The sequence below is a fragment of the Hyphomicrobium sp. genome (genome assembly GCF_035687085.1).
Lineage (GTDB): Bacteria > Pseudomonadota > Alphaproteobacteria > Rhizobiales > Hyphomicrobiaceae > Hyphomicrobium_B.
On sequence record NZ_DASRYS010000012.1, the window covers coordinates 17,236 to 41,570 of the forward strand.

Sequence of the window (24,335 nt, forward strand, 5' to 3'; positions counted from 1 at the left end):
CGTTGCGACCGAACCGCGCTTTTTGATCATGACGCGCGTCGACGTTTGACGGATTTGCTTTGCTGCAGATAAAATGGCTCAAACTCTGGATGCGTTTTGCATCCTTTGCGGAGTGCATTTTATGACCGCCGAGATCATCAATCTCAACAAGGTCCGCAAAGCCCGCGAGCGCGCCGTCCGCGAGCGCGAGGCACAAGAAAACCGGATCAAGTTCGGACAATCGAAGACGGAACGGGGCCTCATCGACGCGCAGCAACGCAAGTCGCAGACCGACCTCGACAGGGCACGGCGGGACGGGCACCACGATGCAGACGATGCCGATGATATCGATCCCGGCACCGCCTCTTAAATGAGGCCTGAGAAGCGCTCGTTCTCGATCCAGGGGCATCGCACGTCGATTTCGCTCGAGAAGGCGTTCTGGATCGCACTGAAGGAAGCCGCCGCCGAAGACGGCACGACGCTGGCGGGCTTGATAAATTCCATCGACAGAGGACGTGGTGAGGCAGGGCTTTCGAGCGCCGTCCGCGTTTGGCTGCTCAACCGGCTGCAGGCACGCCTGAGGGCCGCCGTCAAAGAGCGCACGAGCGAGTGACCGAGCGGCAGGCGAACTTATGCTCGTCCGTTCAGCTCACCAGCCGCGCAGCCGTTGGTGCTCGCGAAATTCGATGTCCGGGGGACGGCTCGAGCCTGTGTCGCACCAGGGGTTGCCGTAGTAGCCGTAGCGGCCGTTGATCGGCGTGCAGTCGCGCTCGACGCGCTCGGCGGGCGGTGGCGCGCGCCGGAGCTTCTCCTTGCTTCTTGCGCTGTAGCCGGCGGAGGCTTCAGAAGTTGCAGAGGCCGCGCCGAGCGCGAGCAAAATTCCGATGATGACCGGGCGTGTTTTCAAGACGTTTATCCTTGTGTCGGGCTGTCCTCGTTCCCGCCGGTACTCCTCACTTAGGAACTGCCCGTAGCAACCGCCAGAGGCGGGCGCCATGATCGGCTCTGCACGCACAGCAGACCTCTCCGGCCGAGTTGCATGCCGGAGAGGCTCAAGTCTGCCTGCGCTTATCGCCTGCGGCGCTTACGGCAAGCGGCCCCAGCTGAAGAGGCCGTACAGCCATGCCGCGACGGCACCGAAACCGGCCGAGATGCACAGTATCGGTACGATCTCGCTGACATTGCCTTCGAGCAGCGGGGACTGACGATGCGCGAGATACGGCATCGCGATGAAGGCGCTGATCAGGCCCGGGCCGAAGAGGCCGAGGATTGCGCCTCGGATCGTCAGCATGCCTTCGGGCTTCCAACCCAAGATCAAACCGAACAGCGCGCCCCACAGTCCGCCTGTGATGGCGGTGCCGGCGATCCATGGCAACTCGAGCGTGGGCAGAAGAAGACTTGGCGTCGGCGCCGTGCTCCACGGCATCGCATCCCAACCGTTCCAGTAATGCACGAACAGCCAACTGATCGCTTCTTGAATCGTCAGTGCAGCGATGACCCCGGCGATGAAGCCGAAAACGATACTCTTCAAGGCATCCATGATCGTTCCCCCGATCTATTCCCTGTGCGCGACGCGCCTCCACACACCTTCTTGCTACATTGCTTGTACGAACTATTCCATGCCTGATGCTCGATCTGAAGATTTCGGCTGAAGGCTGTTCGGAGCGTGCAACGCTTCTACTCGCGTTGATACAACACGCCTTATTTTAGCCGATTGCATCGGGCTTTTCCGTATACGCCGCACAAACGATGCACTCGTCCTGAGCGACGGGCATCACCGATCTCATCGAGACGGACGTGAGGCGCGCCGGGGGGCTGGCGCTCGCGGTCCCCTGCACACATCCCAATCGCTTTGCAGCTTGAGCTCCGTGCTCGTCCCAAGCCGCTTCCCCGTGGAAGCGGGCGACGCCGATTGGCCATTTCCCATCATCAATCACGAGGACTTCCCATGAGTAAGGGATATAGTTTTGCTGTGCTTTCTCTTGTACTTGCCGCGACGACGGCGCCGAGCCTTGTTGAGGCGAAATCGTACAATGGCGATGGATACCGCACGAAACACCGCGCCCACAACCATCATAGCAAGGCCGGCGGTGACAACGTGAGCTGCCTTACATCGGAAGCACGCAACCTCCTCGCGCGAATTCGCGGCCAATTCGGCAACGTCGAAATCGTCTCGACCTGCCGCCCCGGCGCCCGGATTGCCGGCACGGGCCGGCCGTCAAAGCACGCCTCCGGGCAAGCCATTGATTTTCGCGTTCCGGGCCGAAAGGCCGAAGTGGTGCGCTGGCTGATCGCCAACCATAAGAACGGGGGCACCATGACTTACCACGATATGGACCATATCCACGTCGACGTAGGTGCCCGATTTGTCGCTCTTAATCGTCCTAGCGGGCGCACCTGATATACGATATGTCAGAGGCGGACTTCCGCGGTCCGCCTCCATTTCAATCAAACGTTGTCCGGAAATGCCGAAACGACTGGCATTTCATGGGCCTGAATGCAGCTTTCGACAGTTCCATACCGCCTGCGACGATCTTGCCTTTCTCGAAATTGCAAGGCATATAGGTGGCCATCGAACACGCCTTGGCTAACTCTTCGACAGCGCTACCGCCTGCCCTAAGACGTCTCCATCGCGCGATTTGATTACCTCCGGTCAATTCTGCCGGAGAATATATGTTTGCTTTGGAGGCAATTGATGTCGAACGGGACTGTGAAGTGGTTCAATGGTCAGAAGGGCTATGGCTTTATTCAGCCGGAAGAGGGCGGAAACGATGTTTTCGTCCACATCTCGGCAGTTGAGAGAGCCGGTCTTCAGTCGCTGCGCGAAGGCCAGAAGATCTACTTCGAAACCGAACGTGGACGTAACGGCAAGATCGCTGCCGTGAACCTGCGTCCGCTCTAAGGTTTTCGAGGACACTCCACTCATGCGGGGAGCAGCTCGGCTGCTCCCCGCTTTCTTATTAAAGTTATCAGACAAACAAGTTCGGGAGATCGAATGGCGAAAGAAGAGATGCTCGAGTTCGAGGGCGTGGTGGACGAAGTTCTGCCGGACGCCCGCTGTCGCGTGAAGCTCGACAATGGGCATGAAGTGATTGCCTACACATCCGGGCGCATGAAGAAGAACCGCATCCGCATTCTCGCCGGCGACCGCGTGACGGTCGAGATGACCCCTTATGATTTGACCAAGGGCCGCATCAACTTCCGTCACAAAGACGGTCGTCCCGGCGGAGCTGGCGGAGACGCGGCGGGAGCCGCTCGCGGTGGTCCCCCTCGCCGCGGCGGACGCTAAAGAACAACGGCTGCGCGCTGCCTTCCACCGCAGTGCTCGCCCGTGAACGAACGGGTTCTAGTCACTAACGGAAAGTTTGGCGGCGCGCTCCTCATGATTGGCGCCGAGGCGCTTGGCGGTCCTGAGCCAAATGAGGACCAAGGGCAGGCATATCGCCCCCGTTGCTCCTCCGGCAAAGCCGAGGCCGCTTCCAACAAGCGCGAAAAGCCATCCAGACGCTGCATCGCCGCCGCGAAATACGACGGTGTCGATGAAATTTTGCACCGTATATTTATCCGACGGCTCGGCGAGCGTGTAGATCACCTTGATCGCCGGATTGACGAGCGAGAACGTTACGATCCGCTCGCAGACCATCACGGCGGCAACGATCCACAGCGCGTTGTGGAACGTCAGTAGCAGCACGCCAATCGCGCCCGCCACGGGTAGCGCGAGCAAGGCCGCGGTGACGCCAAAGCGGCGCAGAATGGCGGCCGTGCCGAACACTTCGATCAGGACCGTGACGATACTGACCGCGAGATCGCGGCTGGAGAAGAACAGCACGCGGCTGGCGCTGTCGGGGATCGACGCCGCCACCAGGCGCGCCTGCTCGAGATAGAAAAACGTGCCGATGATGTTGGCGATGAAGACGAAGGCCGCGATGCGCGCGAACATCGGCGTCGTGAACGTCTTGATCGCGCCGTCGAGAATGCCGCCACCCGCAGGTTTGGCGCTGCCCTTGGCTTCCGCGGGCCGGAGGCGGCGTAGTTGCAAGCTCGCCAGCATGGAGGCCACCAGGAGCGCCGCCGAGACGAGCAGCAGATCGATGGGTTCGAAGACCCTGACCAAACCCTGAGTGAGCAGAGGGCCGGCGAGTGCACCCGCCGTTCCGCCTGCGGAGATGAACCCGTAGAGCCTCGTCGCTTCTTCGTGCGACCACAGTTCGGACATGAGGCTCCAGAACAACGACACGACGAACAGGTTGAAGACGCTCGCCCACACGAAGAACGAGCCTGCTGCCCACCGATCGTCAGGCGACGCCTTGAGCGCCAGCCAGAAGATGACAAGGTTCGCGGCGAAAAATACGTAGATGGACGGCAGCACGTAGCGGCGTGGGAAGCGCGTTGCTACGAAGCCGAAGAGCGGCACCAGCGCGAGCATCACGATGAAGACGATGGTGAACAGCTGGTGCAGGGTGTCTTTCCCGAGCGCCACGCCCATCTCGTCGCGCACTGGGCGGATGATGAAATAGGCGGACAACAGCGCAAAGAACATCGCGAACGATGCAACGAGCGCTGCCACTTCATCGGGCGCAACGTCGACGAGGCGCGTCAGCCGTGAACGGCGCGAACTCGCGGCCGATGAACCGTTCTGATCTGTGGACATGCTGGCCTCGTGTGCTCGCTGCGCTCGGGCTTTCTGGTCTGTGTGGAACTATCCGCGATCAGCGCGCGTCACTTGTGATTGATGCGATGCAACGGAGACATGCCGAAGGGAGATGCGGCCGGACAGTGTACCTTTCCTGCATAACACTGCCCTATCCTTAGGCATGGAAACGTTTTCTGGATTGTGACCATGTATAATCGATCTATACTGACGCAGTGCAGCAACAACGAGCTGCCCGGCGTTTTGGTAGACAGCGAGAAATCCTTCTTAACACAAGGACTTGCGATCGATATGAACTACTACGCCTATGAAATGGCTCACGCGTTCATGTCTCCTGTCCGATTCGGTGTGCAGGCGCTTCGCCAGACGCTCGGATGGCCGCTCAATCCCATGAGTTACACGACCGCGGGCAAGAACATGATCGCCGCGTGCGAGGTGTTCGAAAACATCACCCGCAGGTACGGCAAGCCGGAATTCGGCATCAAGAGCGTGCAGCTCGCCGGGCTGACAATCCCGATCCGAGAAAATGTCGTTGTCTCGAAGCCCTTCTGCAATCTCCTGCATTTCGAACGTGATCAATCGCAGACGGGCAAACGCTACGATCCAAAGGTTTTGATCGTGGCGCCGATGTCGGGTCACTACGCGACGCTGCTGCGCGGCACTGTTGAGGCCATGCTGCCCGAGCACGACGTCTACATCACCGACTGGGCGGATGCGCGCAACGTGCCCCTCGCAGCCGGCAAGTTCGATTTCGACGACTTCGTCGATTATCTCATCGAGTTCATGCAATTCATCGGGACGAACACGCATGTGATGGCCGTGTGCCAGCCTGCCGTTCCCGCGCTCGTTGCCTCGGCGATCATGGCCGCGCGTGAGGATGCGTGTCAGCCGGCGTCAATGGTGCTGATGGGCGGCCCGATCGACACGCGCCGCAATCCGACGAAGGTCAACGATCTCGCCGCTCAGAAATCGATTGCGTGGTTCGAATCGAACGTCATTTCCACCGTGCCGTTTCCACATGCGGGCTTCATGCGGCCCGTCTATCCGGGGTTCATGCAGCTCACGGGCTTCATGACGATGAACCTCGAGCGGCACATGAATGCGCACGTCGATCTCTTCAACAACCTCGTCAAAGGCGACTGCGACAGCGTCAACCAGCATCAGACGTTTTACGAGGAATATCTCTCGGTCATGGATCTGACGGCCGAGTTCTATTTGCAGACCGTGCAGACAGTCTTCCAAGAACACCTTTTGCCGGACAAGAAGCTGCTGCACCGTGGTGAGCTCGTTGATTGCTCGGCGATCCGCAAAACCGCCCTGATGACGGTCGAAGGCGAGCGCGACGACATCTGCGGTCTTGGGCAGACCGAGGCCGCGCACGATCTCTGCATCGGCATTCCTGACGACGAGAAGGTGCACTACGTGCAGCCGGGGGTCGGCCATTACGGCGTGTTCAACGGCACGCGCTGGCGCACGGAAATCCAGCCGCGCATTCGCGAGTTCTTCCGGACCATCAACTACAAGCGGCTGACGGGCAACCAGTCGCGCATGCCGCGGCCCTATCGGGTGCTCAAGGATGCACCCGACATCGCTCCCGACTGGCGGGCGCCTGCCGCGAACGGGGCGCTCAACGGCGGCGTCAACGGCAAGCATCCGCCATCCGCCGCTGGCGAGTGATTAGTGCGCTTCGTCCCAGTTGTTTGCGGCTTTCGCATCGACGTGGATCGGCACCGATAGTTTGACGGCGGGCTCTGCTGCCGTCTCCATGACGTGGCGTGCAACGTCGATCAGCTTCGCGGCGTCGTTTTCGGGGACTTCGAACACGAGTTCGTCGTGGACCTGCAGCAGCATGCGGGCGGACTCGAGGTTCGCCTTCGCGATCGCACCCGGCATGCGGATCATCGCGCGCCGGATGATGTCGGCGGCCGAGCCTTGGATCGGTGCGTTGATCGCAGCACGTTCCAGGAAGCCGCGCATCGACGGGTTCTTCGTGTTGATCTCGGGGTAGTGGATCTTCCGGCCAAAGACCGTCTCCACGTACCCGTGCTCGTGCGCGAACTTCTTCGTGGCATCCATGTAGTCGCGAATGCCGGGGAAGCGCTGGAAGTACGTCTTGATGTAGTCGCCCGCTTCCTCGCGGCTGATGCTGAGCTGGTTCGCAAGCCCAAACGCCGAGATGCCATAGATGATGCCGAAGTTGATCGCCTTGGCGCGGCGGCGCACTTCGCCCGGCATGTCCTTCACCGGCACGCCAAACATTTCCGACGCCGTCATCGCGTGAATATCGAGACCTTCGGCGAATGCCTTCTTCAGCTGCGGGATGTCGGCGACGTGGGCCAGAACCCGCAGCTCGATCTGCGAGTAGTCGGCGGAGATGAGCTTCATGCCCTTATCGGCGATGAAGGCGGTGCGGATTTCGCGGCCCTCCTTCGTGCGGATGGGGATGTTCTGCAGGTTGGGGTCGGATGACGCGAGGCGGCCGGTCGTCGTCGAGGCCAGTGCATAGCTCGTATGAATGCGGCCGGTATCGGGGTCGATGTATCCCGGCAGCGCGTCGGTGTAGGTCGAGCGGAGTTTCGAAATCTGCCGCCACTCGAGCATGGTGTTGATGAGCCGGCGCGCGTCGCCGTCGAGTTCCTCGTTGGCTGCGAGTTCGTCGAGAAGGTTCGCGCGCGTCTCCCACTGACCGGTCTTGGTCTTCTTGCCGCCAGGCAGTTTCAGGCGGTCAAAGAGCAGCTCGCCGAGTTGCTTGGGCGAGCCGAGGTTGAACTTGTGCCCGACGAGGCCGTTGATCTCCTCTTCGAGCTGCACGGCGCGCTGCGCGAACGCGCTCGACAGCCGCGAGAGGATATCGCGGTCCACCTTGATGCCTGCGTGTTCCATCGCGACGATGACGGGAACGAGCGGGCGCTCGAGCGTCTCGTAAACCGTCGTCACGTGCTCGGCTGCGAGGCGGGGCTTCAGGGCCTTCCAGAGGCGCAGCGTCACGTCCGCATCTTCGGCGGCGTACTCGGTCGCCTTGTCGAGCGGCATCGCCGCGAACGTCTTTTCAGATTTCTTCGCGCCGGGAGCCTGCCCCATCGCCTGAGCGAAGGTCATGCAGGTGTGCCCTAGGTGGCGCTCTGCCAGAACGTCCATGCCGTGGGCGTTGCGGCCCCCGTCGAGCGCGTAGGAGATCAGCATCGTGTCGTCGAACGGCGTCACGTCGATGCCGTAGCGCTTCATCACGAGTGCATCGTACTTGATGTTTTGGCCGATCTTGAGAACGGCGCCTTCCTCAAGCAGGGGCCGCAGAACTTCCAGAGCTTCAGCGATCGCGAGCTGAGGCGGGCGGTTATCGGCGCCGCCGAACAGGTCGTTGCTCGGGCCCGTATGGCCGAGCGGAATGTAGCAGGCTTCACCCGGCGCGACGGCGAGAGAGATGCCGACGATATCGGCGCGGTTTGCGTCGAGGTTATTGGTTTCGGTATCGAACGCGACGTAGCCGATGGCATACGCCTTGCGGGCCCAGTCTTCGAGCTGTACCCGCGTCACCACGGTTTCATACTTGCTGCGGTCGATCGGCTTGCCGCGTGCGATGGCGCTACCGGCGGCAACGGCTGCGGCCGGCGTTGCCTCTTCAAACGATGTCTCTTCGGCCAGCGCTTCGATCTGATCCGATTTCGACTGCGGCTTCGATCTGATACTGGCGCCAACGGAAACGGGCAGGGGAGGCGGAACTTCCGCACCCAGTCCCTCCGCAATGCGCTTCGTGAGCGTGCTGAATTCCATTTCGCGGAGGAAGCCCAAAAGCGCATCGGCCATGGGGTCACGCACGCCGAGGTCTGCGATTTCGATATCCAGCGGCACGTCGTCTTTGAGAAGCACGAGCTGACGTGAGATGCGCGCCTGCTCGGCGAACTCGATGAGCTTCTCGCGGCGCTTGGGCTGCTTGATCTCGCCCGCCCGCGCCAGCAGCGTTTCGAGATCGCCGTACGTCGAGATGAGTTCGGCTGCCGTCTTGATGCCGATGCCGGGCACGCCCGGCACGTTGTCGATCGAGTCGCCGGACAGCGCCTGCACATCGATGACTTTCTCCGGCGCCACGCCGAATTTCTCGAATACTTCCTCCTGGCCGATGCGCTTGGCCTTCATGCCGTCGAACATCGTCACGCCGGGGCGCACGAGTTGCATGAGGTCTTTGTCGGACGACACGATCGTGACGTCACCGCCCGCCTCCACGGCGACTTTCGCGTAGGTCGCGATGAGGTCGTCGGCTTCGTAGCCTTCGCGTTCGATGCAGGCGACGTTGAAGGCCTTCACCGCGTCGCGGATGAGCGGGAACTGCGGCAGCAGCTCCTCGGGCGGCGGCGGCCGGTGCGACTTGTATTGCGGATAGATTTGGTTGCGGAACGTCTCGCGCCCGGCGTCGAAGATGACCGCCATGTGCGTCGGCGCTTCCGAGACCTTGGACTCGCGCAGAAGCTTCCACAGCATGGCGCAGAAGCCGTGTACGGCGCCGACGGGAAGCCGGTCGGACGGACGCGTCAGCGGGGGCAGCGCGTGGAACGCACGGAAGATATAGCCCGAGCCGTCGATCAAGTAGACGTGGCTGCCCTTGATGACCGGGACTTTTTCCGCCGCGCCTTGGACCGGCGCTTGCTCAACGTTGTTCTGCTGCATCTTTGCTCTTTTGGCATGGCGCGATGCCATCGAATGGGATCGTGCGCGGCTATCGAAAACGTCGCGAGAAAGCCCCAAAAAAACACGTTTCCGGGCGAAATCGCGGCCATTATCGCACGCTAACGGATCAATCTGCCCAAGGGGGCGGCCGGTCCGTTGACAGCGGCTTCTGCCCCATGGCTGATGTCCGCCAGCATCTATGTAGGATGCCGGGCGGCGTAGTTGCAAACCATCGCTTTGGGGAGACTATTTGTCATGCGTACGAGCGTCAAATTTGCGGCCCTTGCTGCTGCGATCGCGGCAATCATTCCGCCCTTCGGCGCCGTCGAGGCGAGTGCCCTGCCCCGCTGCCGCGCCCCGGTTGAAGGCGTCGCAACCGCCACGGGCATCCTCGGAAAAGGTACGCAAAAGGCCCGGATCGAAGCCCGCGAAAACTGGAAGCGGACGGCGCGCACCCTTTACGGCCTCCGTTATGCCGACTTCTGGAATGCTCAGGGCAAGCAGTGGGACTGCAAAAAGGGCGCGATCCTGCTCGCAAAGTGTGTCGTCGTCGCCAAGCCCTGCCGTTACTGAGAGTTGTAAGGGCGGGCACAGCTCTCCCGGGTGAGGCGCCACGTCTCACCTCAGTCCGCCGCCAATCCTTCTTAAGCTACCGGGCCGCAGGCGACTGCATTTGCGGCCCAGCGACGAATGGGCTATCAGTCAGCCCGAAGCACCCGTAGCTCAGCTGGATAGAGTGTCGCCCTCCGAAGGCGAAGGTCGCAGGTTCGAATCCTGCCGGGTGCGCCATCCGCGAACAAAAGAGAGAACTGCGGGCGCGGCTTTATCGAGGCCCTGCGACGCCGCTTTGGCCAGAACGGCTTTCTAGCCTGTTATCCGGATTTCCTCGTCCCCGACGCTAACCTCTCGCATGCGGAGCCGAACGTCAGCCTGCTTGAAGTCGGGAGATCCGTTTCTGAGCTTGTCTCTCAGTAGCGCTGCTAAAGCGGAGATCTTGTGAGGCGTAATCGTCGGCTCGCCGTTAGCCATGCGCTTCTGTAGATCGGCAGCCTCGGCCGCCAGCTCGTCTCGCCGTACCTTGAGCCGACAAGTCTCTCGTTGAGACTCGTGTCCTCACCGTTGACGACGCCCTGCTCAACGAGCGTCAGCAAGCGTCTGATGGCCGGGTTCTAGGTTAGAGCGATCTGACGCAAGAACTCTTCACGCGTTAGGATCAACTCTCCTTCATCGTAGGGATGAGATCTCGCGACGATTAGAACTATTTCTGCGGTCGAAGCACGTAGCTGCATCCAAGTCTTGGGCGGGATTTGCTGGACGCTGGAGGTTTCAGATAGCACTACTTCCGTCTGTTCTTTGCCATCATCAAGCTCGATCGAAACCGCACCCTTGGCAACAATGAACATCTGCCCGGACCGCAGTTCCGCGTAACCCGCTTCGGCATGTTTTGGTAGCCTGCGCAGGATCTGCAAATGGTGTGAAGCATACGGCAATCTCACCATCGAACCGGCTGAGCTCGAATCACCATCCGGCCGGATGCTTGCACCTGAACCCAGTGCCGATTGCTTCTCAATCAAAGTTTCCGCCAGGTCAGAATAGATTGGCTTCGCTGGGTTTCCGACGACGGTGGCATTTGGAGGAACATCTTTTGTCACGACCGCACCTGCGCCAACCATTGCGTCTCGGCCGACCCTGACACCTGGTAAGATCGTAGCATTGGCGCCGATAGATGCGCCCTCTTCCACCACCGTCGCAAGGAAGCGCTCTGGGTACTGCTTCGATCGCGGAAAACGGTCATTGGTAAAAGTTACATTGGGTCCGATGAAGGCTCGATTTCCAATCGAGACACCATCCCACACCTGCACACCACACTTTATCGTAACATCATCACCGATGCTGACGTCGTTCTCAATGAAGACGTGATCACATATATTGCAATTACGGCCAACACGCGCGCCAGGTAGCACATGCGCGAACGCCCAAATCCGCGTCCCCTCTCCTATGGAATTACTTTCGCAGAGCGCGAGAGGATGTGTGAAGTAGTTATCGGCCATGATTTCTTATCCTGTGATCAGTGAGCGCCGGCTTGCAGCAGCCAACTCTAGGTGGCTTAGAAGCACTGCTCATTCGATCAAGGCTCGCTCCTCCCCGCCAAGCCTTGGAAGATGGAGCTGATTTTTCTTCGCCAAGGTCTCGTCCGCCGCCAAAAGGTGACCGGCCGCTCTATTTGCGAGGTCCGACTAACCGTATCCGCTGGTGAGCCCCCTTGCAGAAACGGCAAGTCCAATTTTATCAAACCTTCCTCGACTAGGTCTCGTAACTGGAAGTTCTTGGGGGCCGAGACCAAAAGCGGCTGGCCCGCGCACTCAATTATATGCTTGGACGCGACCTTGATGTCATTGTTGCTCAAGAAAAACTGTCGCGCTGACCGCGATTTCTCCAAGAGAGCCTGAGGATCCATTGATCTGATGATCTGGAACAGATCATCAGGCACGTCCCAAGTCCATTGATTGGGATCGACGAAATCGATGGCCTGCGGCAATCCAGGATTCTTTAAATTATGATTTGCGATGGGAATGCCGCATGACATGACCTCCACTGCTATCCTCGCGGAACACACAGGAAAAGGTGCAATAAAAAGGTCGACGCCGTTCACTAATAAAGACTGCCCGAATTTGTCCGCCCACGGCACATGCACGAAATGCCTCGGATTTATCCCGGCGTTTGCCATCTCGGCGTGCACAAAATCCAACGACTGCGGCTGAAGCGGACCATAATGATAATGAGTGCCGCCCGTCAGCTTCAATATCTCCACGACGATGAGGAAATACGAATAGGTGTATTCATTCTCAACCTTATACGATCGCGCGGCAGCGGACGCCGTGGTCAAAGAACCGTTACGGTAGGGTCGAAATGGATTTGCCCGGAAAATGTCATCGACGAACGGCGGGATGAGTAAGAATTTCGTCGGATCGATCACTGGAGACAGCGCATCCGCCTGGCTTTGCGTCTTGATGAAAATTTTGTCTATCGACGAATTGTGGATAGCGAGCGACAGTCCGTGGTCATAAACATAATCCAGCACGATCTTCTTGCCGAGGCCGCGCTGAAGCGCAGCACTCAAGACCACGTCGTGGTGCGTTATGAAGGGGTATATTCTCGCTGGCGCAGCGGCATGAAGCTTGGTGATCAGTTCGTCCAACAAGGCCGAAGGGGTCTGGCCGCAGTTCGCCTGCCAATACGTAATTCGGGGATGATCGAAGTGCTCCATGATGACTGCGGGGTCCGTCGGGATTTTTCCAGACGAGTAGATGTCAACCGAAAAGCCCGCAGCTACATGAATTGATATTAGCTCCTTTATTTCTCGAAAAATTCCTCCACCGTGCGGGACAAATCCCGACACTAAGATGACGATCTTGCTCTCGTCGAATACACGATCGGAAATAGTATAGTTTTTTTTGAACATCAAAATCCGCCCAACCAGCTCGGAGAGCTGGTCTACGACGGGTAGAGAGTACATGCCTTTGAATGCTGTTCCGCTTACCTTCGCATCAAATATTCGGGCCGCGATTTTCTCGCACGAGGTCAACACGTCATCAATTGAGTAGGTAGTTGGCGGGTTTGGCTGCTTTGGCTGGCCCAGTTCGCGACGCGCATACTTGAGATGCTTCTGGAGAACAGCGTGCTCCATGCTCGACTTGTCGTTGACAACGAACTTGTCGATCGCCTCCAAAACTTCGACGTTGAGTTTGCTTCGTTGTACATCATTCAGACGCGACCAGAGCCCACTCCCATGAAAATTATAAACGCTCGAAATGGAGGGGCTATAGCGAACCTTGGATTTCGCTTTGATGGCATGATAAAAGAAGAGTGCTGTATCACCCCGCATTGAATTATTTCGAAAATATTCAGGAAGTTGATCTCCGAACTTCCTGAACACATAAGACGAAGTATGGCAGTAGAAGCCATTACTTATGCAGTCAGCATATTCAAAATCTTTAGCCTGAACCTCCTTTCTAATGAAGGAAATTTCCCGATTTGTATGGAGGATCGCCGTATTATGACCGACCGCAAAGTACCCTGGATTACCTTCTAAAAACTCCACTTGTTGCTGCAGCTTGTTCCAAGAAACGAAGAAGTCGTCTCCATCTAAAACTTGGAAGTATTTCCCGCGGGCAGCAGCATAGCCGCGCATAACAGAACTACCCTTCCCGAGATTGCGCGAATTGCGCAGCAGAGTGAGTTGGGAAAATCGGCGAGCGAGTTCCTCAACGATCTGTGGTGTACGGTCAGTTGAACGGTCGTCGATTACGATGACTTCGAAAGCAAAACTTACGTCTTGGAAAAGCACCGACTCTATGGCGTGAGCAATCGTCCGCTCTTCGTTAAAGACCGGTATGATGATCGAGAGCTTCATCTCATCCGCGGGGGGGGCGCCCCGGACCCCTGTGGAGGGAGACGGGGTGGACACTGTCATTTCTCCACTGGCTCCATTCACTGTTCTAGTACATCAACCTTGAGCCAGGTGGTCAGCCGATAGCCTTTTGCGCACCGATCTCGCAAGCCTGCTCCACAACGGCCGCCGGTTCTTCGGCTTGGCCGAAGGAGGCAAGCTTGGCTGCGCTATGACCACGTGCGTGCCATCCTCTACCTGCTTTTCGGTGACGACCGATCGCGTCCACGCTCCTGCCGGCCAATGGAGATAAACGAGAGGTGCCTTCGTAGGATTGGAAGGCGCTTTGAGATTCAGGTACGCGCAGAATTCAGCAGCTCTCTTCGCGAAAGTGTGGCCTTCGCTTACGATTTCCGCGGCATTGTTCGCGATCTTCTGCCGGAGTGAAGCATCGGTCAGAAGCTGCTTCGCCTTGTAACGGGCATCATCGCAATCACGGAAGTAGACTGCAGCGACATTCTCCGGGAAGATCTCGGCACAGCCCTCATTGTACTGTGAGAGGCAGGGAATGTAATTCGATGCGGCGTCCATTGATCGAAAGTTGGGACCACCGGAAACATTCTGCAAATGGAATATATTCAGGCAAATCCGGTAGCGCGACAGGTACTCCCGCATCGCTTTTTCGCTCGCTATCGAGCCAACCGTAAAATTCTTGAGCAAGAAGGGGTGAATTGCCCATAGCTCAGCTTGCCAGTTCGAGGGCCCCGTTATTTCGAGACCAAGATCCTCGAACCAAGAAAGCGTTCGAATGCGATGATGCGAGGACGCAAAGTTTAGTATCTCTGCCGCTGGAAGGGCCCATTGATCAGACGCTTTCCATGTCTCTTGCGTTGTAAACGACGGCTGCTGAACTCTTTCAAAAAATCTGGCATCGAGCTTGACGTGGCCCGACTTTGAACCAACCAGCCCCTTCTGCATCCTGGTTATGTAATAAACCATGGGCAACAAAGTGCCCAAAAAGCCGATATTCGCTTCGGGATCATTGCTGGGCCTCCTAGGGTCATAGCCTGCGAAAGGCACCCATCTTTCTATAGACGCCTCGGGATGCGTCTCGAATTCCCGAGAAGCGGCAAAGACCTTTGCGTGCTTTAGCTCAGTCAAGTTTGTAAACAGATACGGACTGTCAATGAACCAGACGGCGCGTGCCAGACCACGTGCCTCCGAAAAGCGTCGGAAACAACCAGACAGACCGGCTACATTCATTGAAATGACAGCATCAGGATTAATCCCCTCTTTGTCGAGAAGATTGATCAGGCTTTCGCAAATGTCGTCTTGCTGAGACAAGTGGTGGAATGGGAAATTTGCAACAACGACCCTTATTCCAAGTCGCCTCAATGCTTCAATGAGACCACTTCGGCTAGCATCATAAAAACGGAAGACATCAAGATAAAGTAAGGTCGGCACATGCTTCATGTGTGGCAAGGTCACATTCGGCCTAGCGTGAAAAGATGATGGTTAGGCCAGCACGTACCCTGTGCTGCTAGTCGCTAGCGCTGGATGCAGCTCATTGTCTTCCCTACATAACCAACCTGCGCCGCCCTAGAAACTTATACCCAGAAGCAAAGCACAAGCTCAAGCTGCAAAGGGCGGAAAAATTTCAGATCACCAGGTGGATTGATGTGCGTCGCGCAGGATAGCGAGCCAAAACAGACTTCTCGCGAAGTGTAACCTGTGCTAGTGCCCCCGCCAGAACAGATCTCCTTTGAATGTGAAGACCACTTATTTTTTGGGTAATTGAGTGAACGTCTCGAAATGCAAGTTGCTGGACCTACCGAAGATTGCAGACAATCGTGGCAACCTAACTTTCGTTGAATCGCATCGGCATGTGCCCTTCCCGATCAACCGGGTTTACTATCTCTACGATGTGCCGGGCGGTTCCGAACGCGGCGGCCACGCTCATAAAGAGCTTGAGCAGTTTATCGTCGCGATGTCCGGCAGCTTCGACGTAATCTTAAACGATGGACAGTCGGAGCGGCGGTTCACTTTGAACCGCTCGTATTTCGGTTTGTACGTTTGCCCGATGATATGGAGGTCACTGGAAAATTTTTCCTCCGGAGCTGTGTGCCTTGTTTTGGCCTCTGACTTCTACAAAGAGGCCGATTATTACAGGGATTATGACGAGTACGTCGCAGCGAAGCGAGCGAGAGAAGCATGATCCCGTTTCTGGATCTGCGAGCCGCCTACATCGAGTTGAAGCCTGAGATCGACGACGCGGTTCTGCGCGTAATGAACAGCGGGAGCTATATTCTCGGGACTGAGGTGGAGGCGTTTGAAAACGAATTCAGTTCATACTGCAATAGCAAACACGCCGTGGGAGTCGCCAGCGGCCTGGATGCGCTCCATCTCACTCTTCGTGCAATCGGCGTTGGACCGGGCAGCGAAGTTATCGTTCCGTCCAACACATTCATTGCAACCTGGCTGGCTGTCTCGCACTGCGGCGCGACCCCTGTCGGGATAGAGCCCGATCCCAAAACCCACAATATGGATCCGGAGCTAATCGAGAAGGCGATCACCCCTCGCACTAAAGTCATCATGCCGGCCCACTTATACGGTCAACCAGCTGATCTCGATGCAATACTTGCTATCGCGCGCCGAAATGGCCTTCGCGTAGTTGAGGATGCTGCGCAAGCCCATGGCGCTGCTTACAAGGGACAGCGCCTCGGAACTCACGGAGACGCCGCATGTTGGAGTTTTTATCCTGGAAAAAACCTAGGCGCATTGGGCGACGCAGGTGCGGTCACCACGAATGACGACGATCTTAATGAGAAGATCAGGTCTCTTCGGAACTACGGGTCTAAGACAAAATATGTCAACGATCTGATTGGATACAACAGTCGTCTCGACCCTCTACAAGCCGCAATACTTCGCGTGAAATTGAGGCGTCTCGATGAATGGAATGAGCGACGTAAGGCGATCGCGAAAATCTATTCTACGGAACTCGATGCCTGCGCGCTCGTGCAGCCAGTAGTGCCTGATTGGGCGGATCCTGTTTGGCACCTGTACGTCGTGAGGTCATCTAATCGCGCCTCTTTGCAAAAGACCCTCGCAGACCATGCAATCTCAACCTTAGTTCACTATCCAATTCCGCCCCACCTTCAGGGTGCATACCAAGGTCAGCAACCCGGAAAGTATCCGATCGCGGAGACACTAGCGCGCGAAGTGCTAAGCCTTCCTATTGGACCTCATTTGCGCAACGAAGAGGCTTGGATGGTTGTCGAAATTTTGAAGAAATACGCTCCCCAGTTCTAACGACTAGAAAACGTAGTCGAAATGGCAAATCCTGACGTTGCTGCCGCGAGGCACGCATTCGAGGCGTTGCTCGAAGAGGCTGCAAACTCACTCGCAGAAAGACGTTACGAAGAAGCAGCTCGCAAAGTGCAGGCTGCAGCCAACGCGGCCTTTCTACGTCACCCCGGAATCTTTTATTCGGGGAAAGCGGAGGCCGTGCTGGGCGAAATATCGAAGGCTTGCCTGCCTATAGGCAATAGCCGGCGGATTATAGCTCCGCATCGGACGCCCCACGTATTACATGTTCTAACCCAGGCACATTTACCAGGCGGCCACACCAAGCTCGCCCAGAACTGGATTGCGAGTGATGCCGGATCCCGGCATTCTGTTGTGTTGACCCAGCAGCTGTCACAGCCTGTGCCCGAAAGCCTTTTGAATTCGGTGGCAGCATCGAATGGTCAGATGTGGGTGCTAGATGAAAACCAGGGTTTTATTAAGAGAGCCGGCGCCCTCCGTGAAATTGCTCAAGAGTTCGATTGGATCGTACTTCACGTCCATCCGTTCGATGCAATCCCGCTAATCGCTTGGGGCGGTAGCACAGAACACGCGCCGATCATCCATTTAAACCATGCCGACCACTTGTTTTGGATCGGCGCTGCCGTTCCAGATCTCGTCGCTAATATTCGTCCATCAGGATATCGGACGTCAAATACGAGACGCGGATTAGAACAGGCCGCCAATTTCGTGCTTCCCATTCCACTCGTGGATGGCCAGGATCCACTACCCGCTCGAAATACGGCGAAGGCGCGATTGAATCTTCCCGATGATTGTCAGCTGGCCTTAACCGTTGCATCGTCATACAAATTCAATTCCGTTGGAGAGATGGATTATGTCAAATTGCATCTCCCGCTTCTCGACCGTTGCCCCAGATTGCGAATTCTCGTAGTCGGGCCGTCTCGGAACAATAAATACTGGAAGGATTCCGCGAGGCTCACCGAGGGGCGTATTCAGGCCGTAGGCATACAGAACGATCTTTCCGATTACCTAGCCGCAGCCGACGTCTATTTGGATTCAACTCCGTTCGGATCGCTTACTTCCTTGCTCGAAGCGGGATTGGCCGAAGTGCCCTGCTGCAGCTGGCGACCACATCAATCTTCGATTTTAGCGTGCGACGATGTTTCCTTCGATGGCCTGAGATACGCAGTGACCTATGAAAGCTGTGAAGAGTACTGGGAGCAAGTGCTTGCTTACCTGGACGATCCGGCAATCGCGACATCGGCATCGCAGGAATTGCAGGCAAGCATTATCAAGCACCACATAAACGACGGTTGGCGAGCAACCTTGAATGAAGCCTATTTGTTGGCGCTGAGACGAGCCGAAGCACGACCGCATAATCCGCCCAACGTCCGGGACATTGAGGAGAGGGAGTCTGACCGCATCCTTTTGGCAATGCAGGGAGGCTTCATCGACAATCCACCGCGCCCTTCGGACTACTTCGCAGCCCGCAAGAAGAGAGGTTTGCTAACACGCATCAAAAGAAGTCTGAAAAAGCGAATTGGAGCTGAATGGAGCTGATTACCTAGCCGGCGAACTTAATCACGCTGAAGACTGGCTCATATAACGCCATTTGTCATCGAACTGCAGCTCGTGACGGGGCTCGCTTATAACAAACGTTGCTCTGTCAGCATAAATTTGACCATTTCTTTCTCTGGCTATCTCCTCGACATACGGCCTTATTGGATATGCGCCATCTGCTTGGATACCCCAATTCCAGTCATCTCCCGTGATTATAGCGTTAGGGAATATTTTGTGGGCCTCTACAAAATCTTCGTGCCGCTTCAAGGCGTCGATGTAAATAATGTCCGGAACCAAGCCCGCCGATCTCATTTCGGAATATGCGGCAGGTATTCGTCCGCGGATCAAAACGCAGCGATCCTTAAACGATGCGAGGTTGTTTTGAACCAGCCGCAGAGGTCCGTAACGTGAAAGCAGTTCTGCTATCTCTTCTAAATAGCTAGTCTTGTACGCTCTTGCAGCCCAATCTACGTTGCTTAGGCTCTTTACATAATCTGTGATGTCGTCCCCCCAGGGATCGACGCAGACGTATCGTAACCCGATATTGTTAGAAAGCCATGTTCTAGCGGCACCACCCATGAACGTGCCGAACTCGGCAAAAATCGAGTTAGTACGATTCTGGAGAACAGTCTGAATGAGGTGACGACCACCACCATCAAGAGTGAACGTAAATGGGCTCACATCCGGTAGCGTGCAGTCTTCCGGCCAAGGCCATCTTTGAAGAGCATCGGCGAACAATTTCGGCCCCGCTGGAATTCGCATACAAAAGTACAACCACGTATTCCGCTGTGCACCGAGCGTCAAATAAGTGCAGTGGACTAACCAGAAGGCCTAGCTGCCGCTCGGTTTTGCGCTGGCCACTGAAAATAATTTCAGCATTGCCGCCAAGGACTGAACCGTTTCAATCACAGAAGAAATCCGAAGCCTTTACGAGAACAAAACTTAGCGGAAAGTCCTATAGCGCGGTGTATTCGCTTATCGGGACAACTGCTAAGGGCCTAAAGTGTTGCGGCCATGCGAGGGGATCATCTACCGAAGCGCCAGTTAGTCAGGCAGGCCGAAAACGATGACGGCATCGCCTTGGCGGAAACCCCAAATCTGGCTTCCGCCGGCGGCGACGGCGACGTACTGCCGTCCATCGATGTCGAACGCGATGGGCGGTGCGTTGACGCCAGCCCCGCAATTGAAGCTCCATAGCAGCTCGCCCGATTTGGCGTCGGAAGCTGTGAAGTCATTCCCCTCGCCCGTGAAAACGAGGCCGCCGGCTGTCGCCAGCACGCCGCCGATGAGAGGATCGGCAGTCTTGCGCTGCCAGACGATCTTGCCGGTCTTGGCGACGTCGATGGCTGCGAGCACGCCCCATCGCGGCACGTTTGCAGGCTCGATGGTTGCGAATTCTACGGCCGGTTTGCCGCCGGTGGCCGGGATGGCGCCGGTCTTGTAGATTGAGGGCATGTGCATGGCCGCGATAAACGCGACGCCGGTTTTGGCATCGAAGGACGTTGGCGACCAATTCACGCCGCCACCCACGCCAGGGGCGATGAGAACTCCCTCGGGCGTTGCCCGGGCGAACATATTCTGCTGCGGGACGAACGGCTCTGACTTGAAGAGCAGCTGACCGTTGCGGCGGTCGAGCGTGTAGAACCATCCAAGTTTGCTCGCATGCCCGACGGCCGGTACGGACTTGCCATCAACGATCGCATCGAACAGGACAGGCGGGCTCGCAACGTCGTAGCCCCACACGTCATGCGGCACCAGCTGGTAGTGCCAAACATGCTTGCCCGTCTGAACGTCGAGCGCGACGAGGGATACAGTATAGAGATTATCTCCGGGGCGCGTTTCGCCGCTCGCCTGTGGCGAAGGATTGCCGACGCCGATGTAGATCAACCCGAGCGCCGGATCGTAAGCGGGCGTCGGCCAACTGCTGCCGCCGCCGTAACGCCAAGCGTTAGAGAATTTCGATGCTGACGCCTTCTCAGCTGCAATGTCGCGATTGAGAGGGACGCCATCGGGCGTGGCCGTCACGTATTGCCCTTCCCATCCGGCTTGCGTTGTATCGAACTGCCAAACGCGCTTGCCGGTCTTGACGTTGAATGCTGCGATGAAGCCCGGCCGGCCAAAGCGGCCTGAAAAACCAACGACGGTGCCCAGCGGCGAGCCCGGCCTGTCGCCGTCTAGGTGCAACCCGTAACCCACGCCGTTGACGCCAGCGATGACGAGGTCACCGACGACGAGTGGCGCGGCCGCCGAACCAACGCCGGTCTGTCCCTGGATGTTTGCCTTCAGGCGTTCGTCATCGGAGCCGAGTGAGGAGGATCTATCCTCACTTTTGCCATGGGCATTTTCATCACCGGGCTCGACAAGCGGAATATCCCATAGGACTTTGCCAGACGTTGACTCCAGGGCAACGAGCCGAGCATCCACGGTCGCAACAAAGACGCGGTCATCGCCCAACGCAGCGCCCCGGTTAGCTGGACCGCAGCATAGTTTATAGCCCGGAGTTCGCTTGTGTTCGTAGCGCCAGAGTTCCCGGCCCGATTTCGCATCCAATGCCACAAAGGGCGTCGTGATGAACATCACGCCGTCAGCGACAAGCGGCGTCGTCTGAAACGTTGCTGCGATGCCCGTCTGATAGATCCACTTCGGAACCGTCCTCTTCACGTTGGCCGGCGTGATTTGATCGAGCGGCGAGAAGCGCTGATTGGCGTAGTCTCGGCCCGGAAGGATCCAGCTCGCTTTCTCTTCTGCTGCTGCGTTCAAGCGCGCGCCATCTATTTCCGCAGCAACGAGGGCCACCGTCGCCGCGAAACATAAGAGAGCTACGCCACCGACCCAAGCTGCAGCCGAGGCTTTGAGATTTCGCATGATCACAGTTTGGACAGCCTTGAATTGAGGACGAGGCGGGAAAAGTTCGGCGACTAGTTGCCAGGGGATCAACGATTGAGAACGTCCGCCGGAACTGCGGCATTGGTCCAATCCGTCTCGTCCAGGCGCGCCGTCGCAAGGTTCGCGCCCTCAAGACTCGCACCGCGGAAGATTGCCTTGGTGAGATCCGTGTTTTGCAAATTGGCGCCGTCGAGTTGAGCGCCGGAAAAATCCGTGTAGCTGAGGTTTGCACGCTCGAGCACGGCGCCTTTCAGGTTCGCGTTTGCGAACTTGGCGCCCCGCAGGACCGAACCATCAACGTCGCGCGAACTGAGCGGGCCGAAACGCGCGCCGGCAAGGTTGGCGCCTGAGAAATCACTATGGTTGAACACGCCGTCGAGCCACGCCTTTTCAAGATTTGCTCCGCGGAATACCGGGGCCTCGAACGCGTAAGGCACCATCGTCGAAAAGATTGAAGGCCGGCGGATCGTAGCGCCTTTCAAATTGGCATTCGAAAGATTCGTCTTGGTGAGTGTGGCGCGATCCAGATTGGCGCCCTCCAGGTTGCATTCGGAGAGATTCGATTCCGCTAAATCGGTTCCAAAGAGAGATGCGCCTTTCAGGTTCGCGTGCTTGAAATCCAACCCCGCTAGATCGAGGTTGGACAGATCCTTGCCGGAAAGGTCGGCCGGCTTCTGCTGTGTCGCCGCAAAGAGCTTGCCCACGACCTCGCGCGTCGTCATATCGGCGGCGCTGACGGCGTTCGATGCCCACAGCATTGCAATAACAAGCGCGATTGTTCTCATTGTTCTTCAACCTTGCGGACTGGGCAGCAAATAGTTTTGAACCAGATAGTTGAGGCCCCGCATCCAGGACTCGTCGGTGTTATTGCGGAGATCGACGCTGTGGATGAAGGTGACTTTTTCATCCGCAACATCCGCCATATATACGTTGATGTTCAAGATCAAGTTAGAGATCTTCTGCACGCGGATCCAGGCGATGTGGTCGACATTGAGAGCGCGGCCATAGTCGTATTCGCATCCGCCGCACGCTCCCACGAGCTGGCCGGCATCAATCTTCTGCTGCTCTGAAGCGGGAACCGGCACAAACGTATAGCGGCCTGACGCTGTCAGGAGCTTCTCGAACTCAGCGGCGATCGCCTTCATGCGGTTTCGCTCCGCGTCAGATGTCGGCTCATAGCCCTCGTTATCGTTCTGGAGGTGCACGCCAAGAAGCGCGGTGCGCTGCGGCTCGGCATTAGCGGGGGCAGACAGGAGCACCGCAGCCATGACGCCGCCTATGACGAGCGCGGATAAGCAGCGCATGGCATAGGCCATCCATCGCAAGCGCATCGGCTGGGAATGAGTTCCAGCGGAGTTGTGCATCGGCATGAGGATTTCCTTCAATTACGGCATTAGACTGAATCTGGGGTTCATCGCCGAAACCGGCAACGGCGGATCACACGGGGATGCTTGGGCGAATCCCACGATCTTCGGCGGCCTTCTTCACACCGGGCGAATGTTGCCCTAACCCTTCAGATGCGAGGAGGAGCCTAGTGGCATGGATCTCAAATTGCTTTTGGTGCGCCGCATCGTGCTGGTCGCGCTCGCTTGCTTTGTCGCCGGCTCGGCATTTACGCTTTTTCGGACGGTTGTCTCGGTCAAGGCGCAGAACGCGCGATTGGCAGAATCGGTGGGGCGGCAGCTCGACCTTCAGCTCGTGCGTATCAAAAGCGCGCTCGACATTTCGGGCAGATTTCCCGACTGGGATCTTGTGACGACGTACGCGCTTCAACCAGGACAATGCGTGCAACTGCTCGACGCAAAGGGGGCCGTCCTGCGATCCAGCTGCGAGGGCGTAAATTCTGCGGCTATCACCACTCCGAACTGGTTCTTCGAGATCTACAAACGGCTGATCGGCTCGGAAGCATCGGTAACGCGCCAGATCTCGTATCGTGGGGTCTCCGAAGGCACGGTCGTCGCAAGTTCCGACCCGGTGGCAACCGCGGGACAAGCCTGGACATCGATCGCGCCGATGCTTGGGCTTTCCGCCGTCCTCATCGCCACCCTTTGCATCGTGGCATATTGGGTGATCGATCGCGCCTTGGCGCCTACGAAGGACATCATCGCGGGATTGAACCGTTTGGCGCAAGGCGATCTTGAATGCCGCCTGCCTGCTTTCCGGCTGTCTGAACTCAATCGTATCAGTGAAGTCATCAACGCGCTGTCGCGTGATCTCGCCAAGGTCACCGCCGAAAGATCCGAGCTGGCGCGCAAACTCGTTGATGCGCAGGAGCAGGAACGGCTGCATATCGCGCGCGAGCTTCACGATGACGTTGCGCAGCAGTTGAGCGCTATCAGTGCGGTTGCTGCTTGCGTGCGCGGGAAGGTGCAACGAAGCGATGCCTCGGCGGCGCGCGATGCCAGCGAGCTCGAGGCGATGACCTCGGACCTCATGGTCTCCATCCGCAAAACGCTTGCCTACTTACGGCCCTCGGAGATCGATGATCTTGGGCTTATTCAGAGCCTCCGCGATCTCGTCGAGAAGCACAACACTCTGGCGCAAGGGGCGACCCACTACACTTTAGAGACGAGGGGTCACCTGGAAGACTTGAGCGCTGAGGCCAGCGCTCACGTCTATCGTATCGTTCAAGAGGCTTTGAACAACGCGGCGAAGCACGCCAACGCTCACAACGTGAAGGTTGTCTTGAACAAGTTTCGTGACAAAGGGGCCTACAAAATTGAGCTTGCGGTCGATGATGACGGGTCCGGCAGCTCAGCACGGAATAAAAACTCGCTCAGCGGTTGGGGCATGATCGGCATGCGCGAGCGGGTCCTGGCGCTCAGCGGACGCTTTGCGGCAGGGCCGAACCCGGCTGGCGGCTTTGGCCTGCGGGTCGAATTCCTCGCGCAATCCGGAAACTGA

22 protein-coding genes and 1 tRNA gene are annotated in these 24,335 nt (G+C 57.6%); 12 read left to right on the forward strand and 11 right to left on the reverse strand.

All coding sequences use genetic code 11. The features are described from left to right. Positions 1 to 121 precede the first annotated feature (121 nt). Together VFG26_RS09385 and VFG26_RS09390 are read left to right on the forward strand one after the other, a co-directional pair. Positions 122 to 349, forward strand: coding sequence for a DUF4169 family protein (locus VFG26_RS09385; protein WP_325024585.1), 228 nt, complete (start codon positions 122 to 124; stop codon positions 347 to 349). Further along, on the forward strand, positions 350 to 592 hold the full coding sequence (locus VFG26_RS09390) for a ribbon-helix-helix domain-containing protein (RefSeq protein WP_325024587.1): 243 nt from the start codon (positions 350 to 352) through the stop codon (positions 590 to 592). A gap of 36 nt (positions 593 to 628) precedes the next feature. On the opposite strand, the gene VFG26_RS09395 is transcribed toward VFG26_RS09390, so the two are convergent. Beyond that, entirely contained in the window at positions 629 to 886 is a 258-nt protein-coding gene (locus VFG26_RS09395) for a hypothetical protein (RefSeq protein WP_325024589.1), read from the reverse strand. A 177-nt stretch (positions 887 to 1,063) separates the two neighbouring features. Next, positions 1,064 to 1,519, reverse strand: a complete 456-nt coding sequence (locus VFG26_RS09400; protein ID WP_325024591.1) for a hypothetical protein — start codon at positions 1,517 to 1,519, stop codon at positions 1,064 to 1,066. A 372-nt stretch (positions 1,520 to 1,891) separates the two neighbouring features. Here VFG26_RS09400 and VFG26_RS09405 point away from each other — a divergent pair, with 372 nt between their 5' ends. From VFG26_RS09405 to infA, 3 genes are all read left to right on the forward strand, one after another. Further along, positions 1,892 to 2,380, forward strand: coding sequence for a YcbK family protein (locus tag VFG26_RS09405; RefSeq protein WP_325024593.1), 489 nt, complete (start codon positions 1,892 to 1,894; stop codon positions 2,378 to 2,380). Between the two features lie 294 nt (positions 2,381 to 2,674). Further along, the gene (locus VFG26_RS09410) at positions 2,675 to 2,881 is read left to right on the forward strand and encodes a cold-shock protein (protein WP_013214405.1); all 207 of its coding nucleotides are present in this window, start codon (positions 2,675 to 2,677) and stop codon (positions 2,879 to 2,881) included. Positions 2,882 to 2,974: 93 nt separating this feature from the next. Beyond that, positions 2,975 to 3,268 (forward strand): translation initiation factor IF-1, encoded by a 294-nt coding sequence (gene infA, locus VFG26_RS09415; RefSeq protein ID WP_325024598.1) that lies wholly within the window; start codon positions 2,975 to 2,977, stop codon positions 3,266 to 3,268. Between the two features lie 57 nt (positions 3,269 to 3,325). Here the strand turns inward: infA and VFG26_RS09420 are convergent, their stop codons facing one another. After that, entirely contained in the window at positions 3,326 to 4,630 is a 1,305-nt protein-coding gene (locus VFG26_RS09420) for an NTP/NDP exchange transporter (RefSeq protein ID WP_325024600.1), read from the reverse strand. Between the two features lie 291 nt (positions 4,631 to 4,921). Here VFG26_RS09420 and VFG26_RS09425 point away from each other — a divergent pair, with 291 nt between their 5' ends. Then, positions 4,922 to 6,307: a polyhydroxyalkanoate depolymerase gene (locus VFG26_RS09425; protein WP_325025061.1), complete on the forward strand. Its 1,386-nt coding sequence runs from the start codon at positions 4,922 to 4,924 to the stop codon at positions 6,305 to 6,307. Here VFG26_RS09425 and polA read toward each other — a convergent pair whose 3' ends face one another. Next, a complete protein-coding gene (gene polA / locus VFG26_RS09430) occupies positions 6,308 to 9,292 on the reverse strand; it encodes a DNA polymerase I (RefSeq protein WP_325024602.1) in 2,985 nt (994 codons plus the stop codon). A 255-nt stretch (positions 9,293 to 9,547) separates the two neighbouring features. Here polA and VFG26_RS09435 point away from each other — a divergent pair, with 255 nt between their 5' ends. Continuing rightward, positions 9,548 to 9,865 carry a hypothetical protein gene (locus VFG26_RS09435; RefSeq protein ID WP_325024604.1) on the forward strand — a complete coding sequence of 106 codons (318 nt, stop codon included), beginning with the start codon at positions 9,548 to 9,550 and terminating at the stop codon, positions 9,863 to 9,865. A 139-nt stretch (positions 9,866 to 10,004) separates the two neighbouring features. Further along, positions 10,005 to 10,081 (forward strand) — tRNA-Arg (locus tag VFG26_RS09440). Positions 10,082 to 10,461: 380 nt separating this feature from the next. On the opposite strand, the gene VFG26_RS09445 is transcribed toward VFG26_RS09440, so the two are convergent. The 3 genes from VFG26_RS09445 to VFG26_RS09455 form a co-directional block, all read right to left on the reverse strand. After that, positions 10,462 to 11,343: a WxcM-like domain-containing protein gene (locus VFG26_RS09445; RefSeq protein ID WP_325024606.1), complete on the reverse strand. Its 882-nt coding sequence runs from the start codon at positions 11,341 to 11,343 to the stop codon at positions 10,462 to 10,464. Between the two features lie 77 nt (positions 11,344 to 11,420). Further along, on the reverse strand, positions 11,421 to 13,706 hold the full coding sequence (locus tag VFG26_RS09450; RefSeq protein WP_325024608.1) for a glycosyltransferase: 2,286 nt from the start codon (positions 13,704 to 13,706) through the stop codon (positions 11,421 to 11,423). A gap of 93 nt (positions 13,707 to 13,799) precedes the next feature. Then, complete coding sequence (locus tag VFG26_RS09455; RefSeq protein ID WP_325024610.1) at positions 13,800 to 15,155, reverse strand: glycosyltransferase; 1,356 nt, start codon at positions 15,153 to 15,155, stop codon at positions 13,800 to 13,802. A 325-nt stretch (positions 15,156 to 15,480) separates the two neighbouring features. Between VFG26_RS09455 and VFG26_RS09460 the strand changes: the two genes are divergently transcribed. From VFG26_RS09460 to VFG26_RS09470, 3 genes are read left to right on the forward strand one after another with little or no spacing between them, the layout of a single operon-like run. Next, positions 15,481 to 15,897 (forward strand): FdtA/QdtA family cupin domain-containing protein, encoded by a 417-nt coding sequence (locus tag VFG26_RS09460; RefSeq protein WP_325024611.1) that lies wholly within the window; start codon positions 15,481 to 15,483, stop codon positions 15,895 to 15,897. Next, complete coding sequence (locus tag VFG26_RS09465) at positions 15,894 to 16,991, forward strand: DegT/DnrJ/EryC1/StrS family aminotransferase (protein ID WP_325024613.1); 1,098 nt, start codon at positions 15,894 to 15,896, stop codon at positions 16,989 to 16,991. The genes VFG26_RS09460 and VFG26_RS09465 overlap by 4 nt, the downstream gene beginning before the upstream one ends. A 21-nt stretch (positions 16,992 to 17,012) precedes the next feature. Continuing rightward, on the forward strand, positions 17,013 to 18,545 hold the full coding sequence (locus tag VFG26_RS09470; protein ID WP_325024615.1) for a hypothetical protein: 1,533 nt from the start codon (positions 17,013 to 17,015) through the stop codon (positions 18,543 to 18,545). 21 nt (positions 18,546 to 18,566) lie between these two features. Here the strand turns inward: VFG26_RS09470 and VFG26_RS09475 are convergent, their stop codons facing one another. The 4 genes from VFG26_RS09475 to VFG26_RS09490 all read right to left on the reverse strand — a co-directional run bounded on the left by VFG26_RS09475 (position 18,567) and on the right by VFG26_RS09490 (position 22,735). Further along, complete coding sequence (locus VFG26_RS09475) at positions 18,567 to 19,283, reverse strand: hypothetical protein (RefSeq protein WP_325024617.1); 717 nt, start codon at positions 19,281 to 19,283, stop codon at positions 18,567 to 18,569. A gap of 306 nt (positions 19,284 to 19,589) precedes the next feature. Further along, positions 19,590 to 21,410, reverse strand: a complete 1,821-nt coding sequence (locus VFG26_RS09480) for a pyrroloquinoline quinone-dependent dehydrogenase (RefSeq protein ID WP_325024619.1) — start codon at positions 21,408 to 21,410, stop codon at positions 19,590 to 19,592. Positions 21,411 to 21,478: 68 nt separating this feature from the next. Further along, positions 21,479 to 22,216 (reverse strand): pentapeptide repeat-containing protein, encoded by a 738-nt coding sequence (locus tag VFG26_RS09485; protein ID WP_325024621.1) that lies wholly within the window; start codon positions 22,214 to 22,216, stop codon positions 21,479 to 21,481. Between the two features lie 6 nt (positions 22,217 to 22,222). Next, on the reverse strand, positions 22,223 to 22,735 hold the full coding sequence (locus VFG26_RS09490; protein WP_325024623.1) for a DUF3280 domain-containing protein: 513 nt from the start codon (positions 22,733 to 22,735) through the stop codon (positions 22,223 to 22,225). A 235-nt stretch (positions 22,736 to 22,970) separates the two neighbouring features. On the opposite strand from VFG26_RS09490, the gene VFG26_RS09495 reads away from it, so the two are divergent. After that, positions 22,971 to 24,335, forward strand: a complete 1,365-nt coding sequence (locus VFG26_RS09495; RefSeq protein WP_325024625.1) for a sensor histidine kinase — start codon at positions 22,971 to 22,973, stop codon at positions 24,333 to 24,335.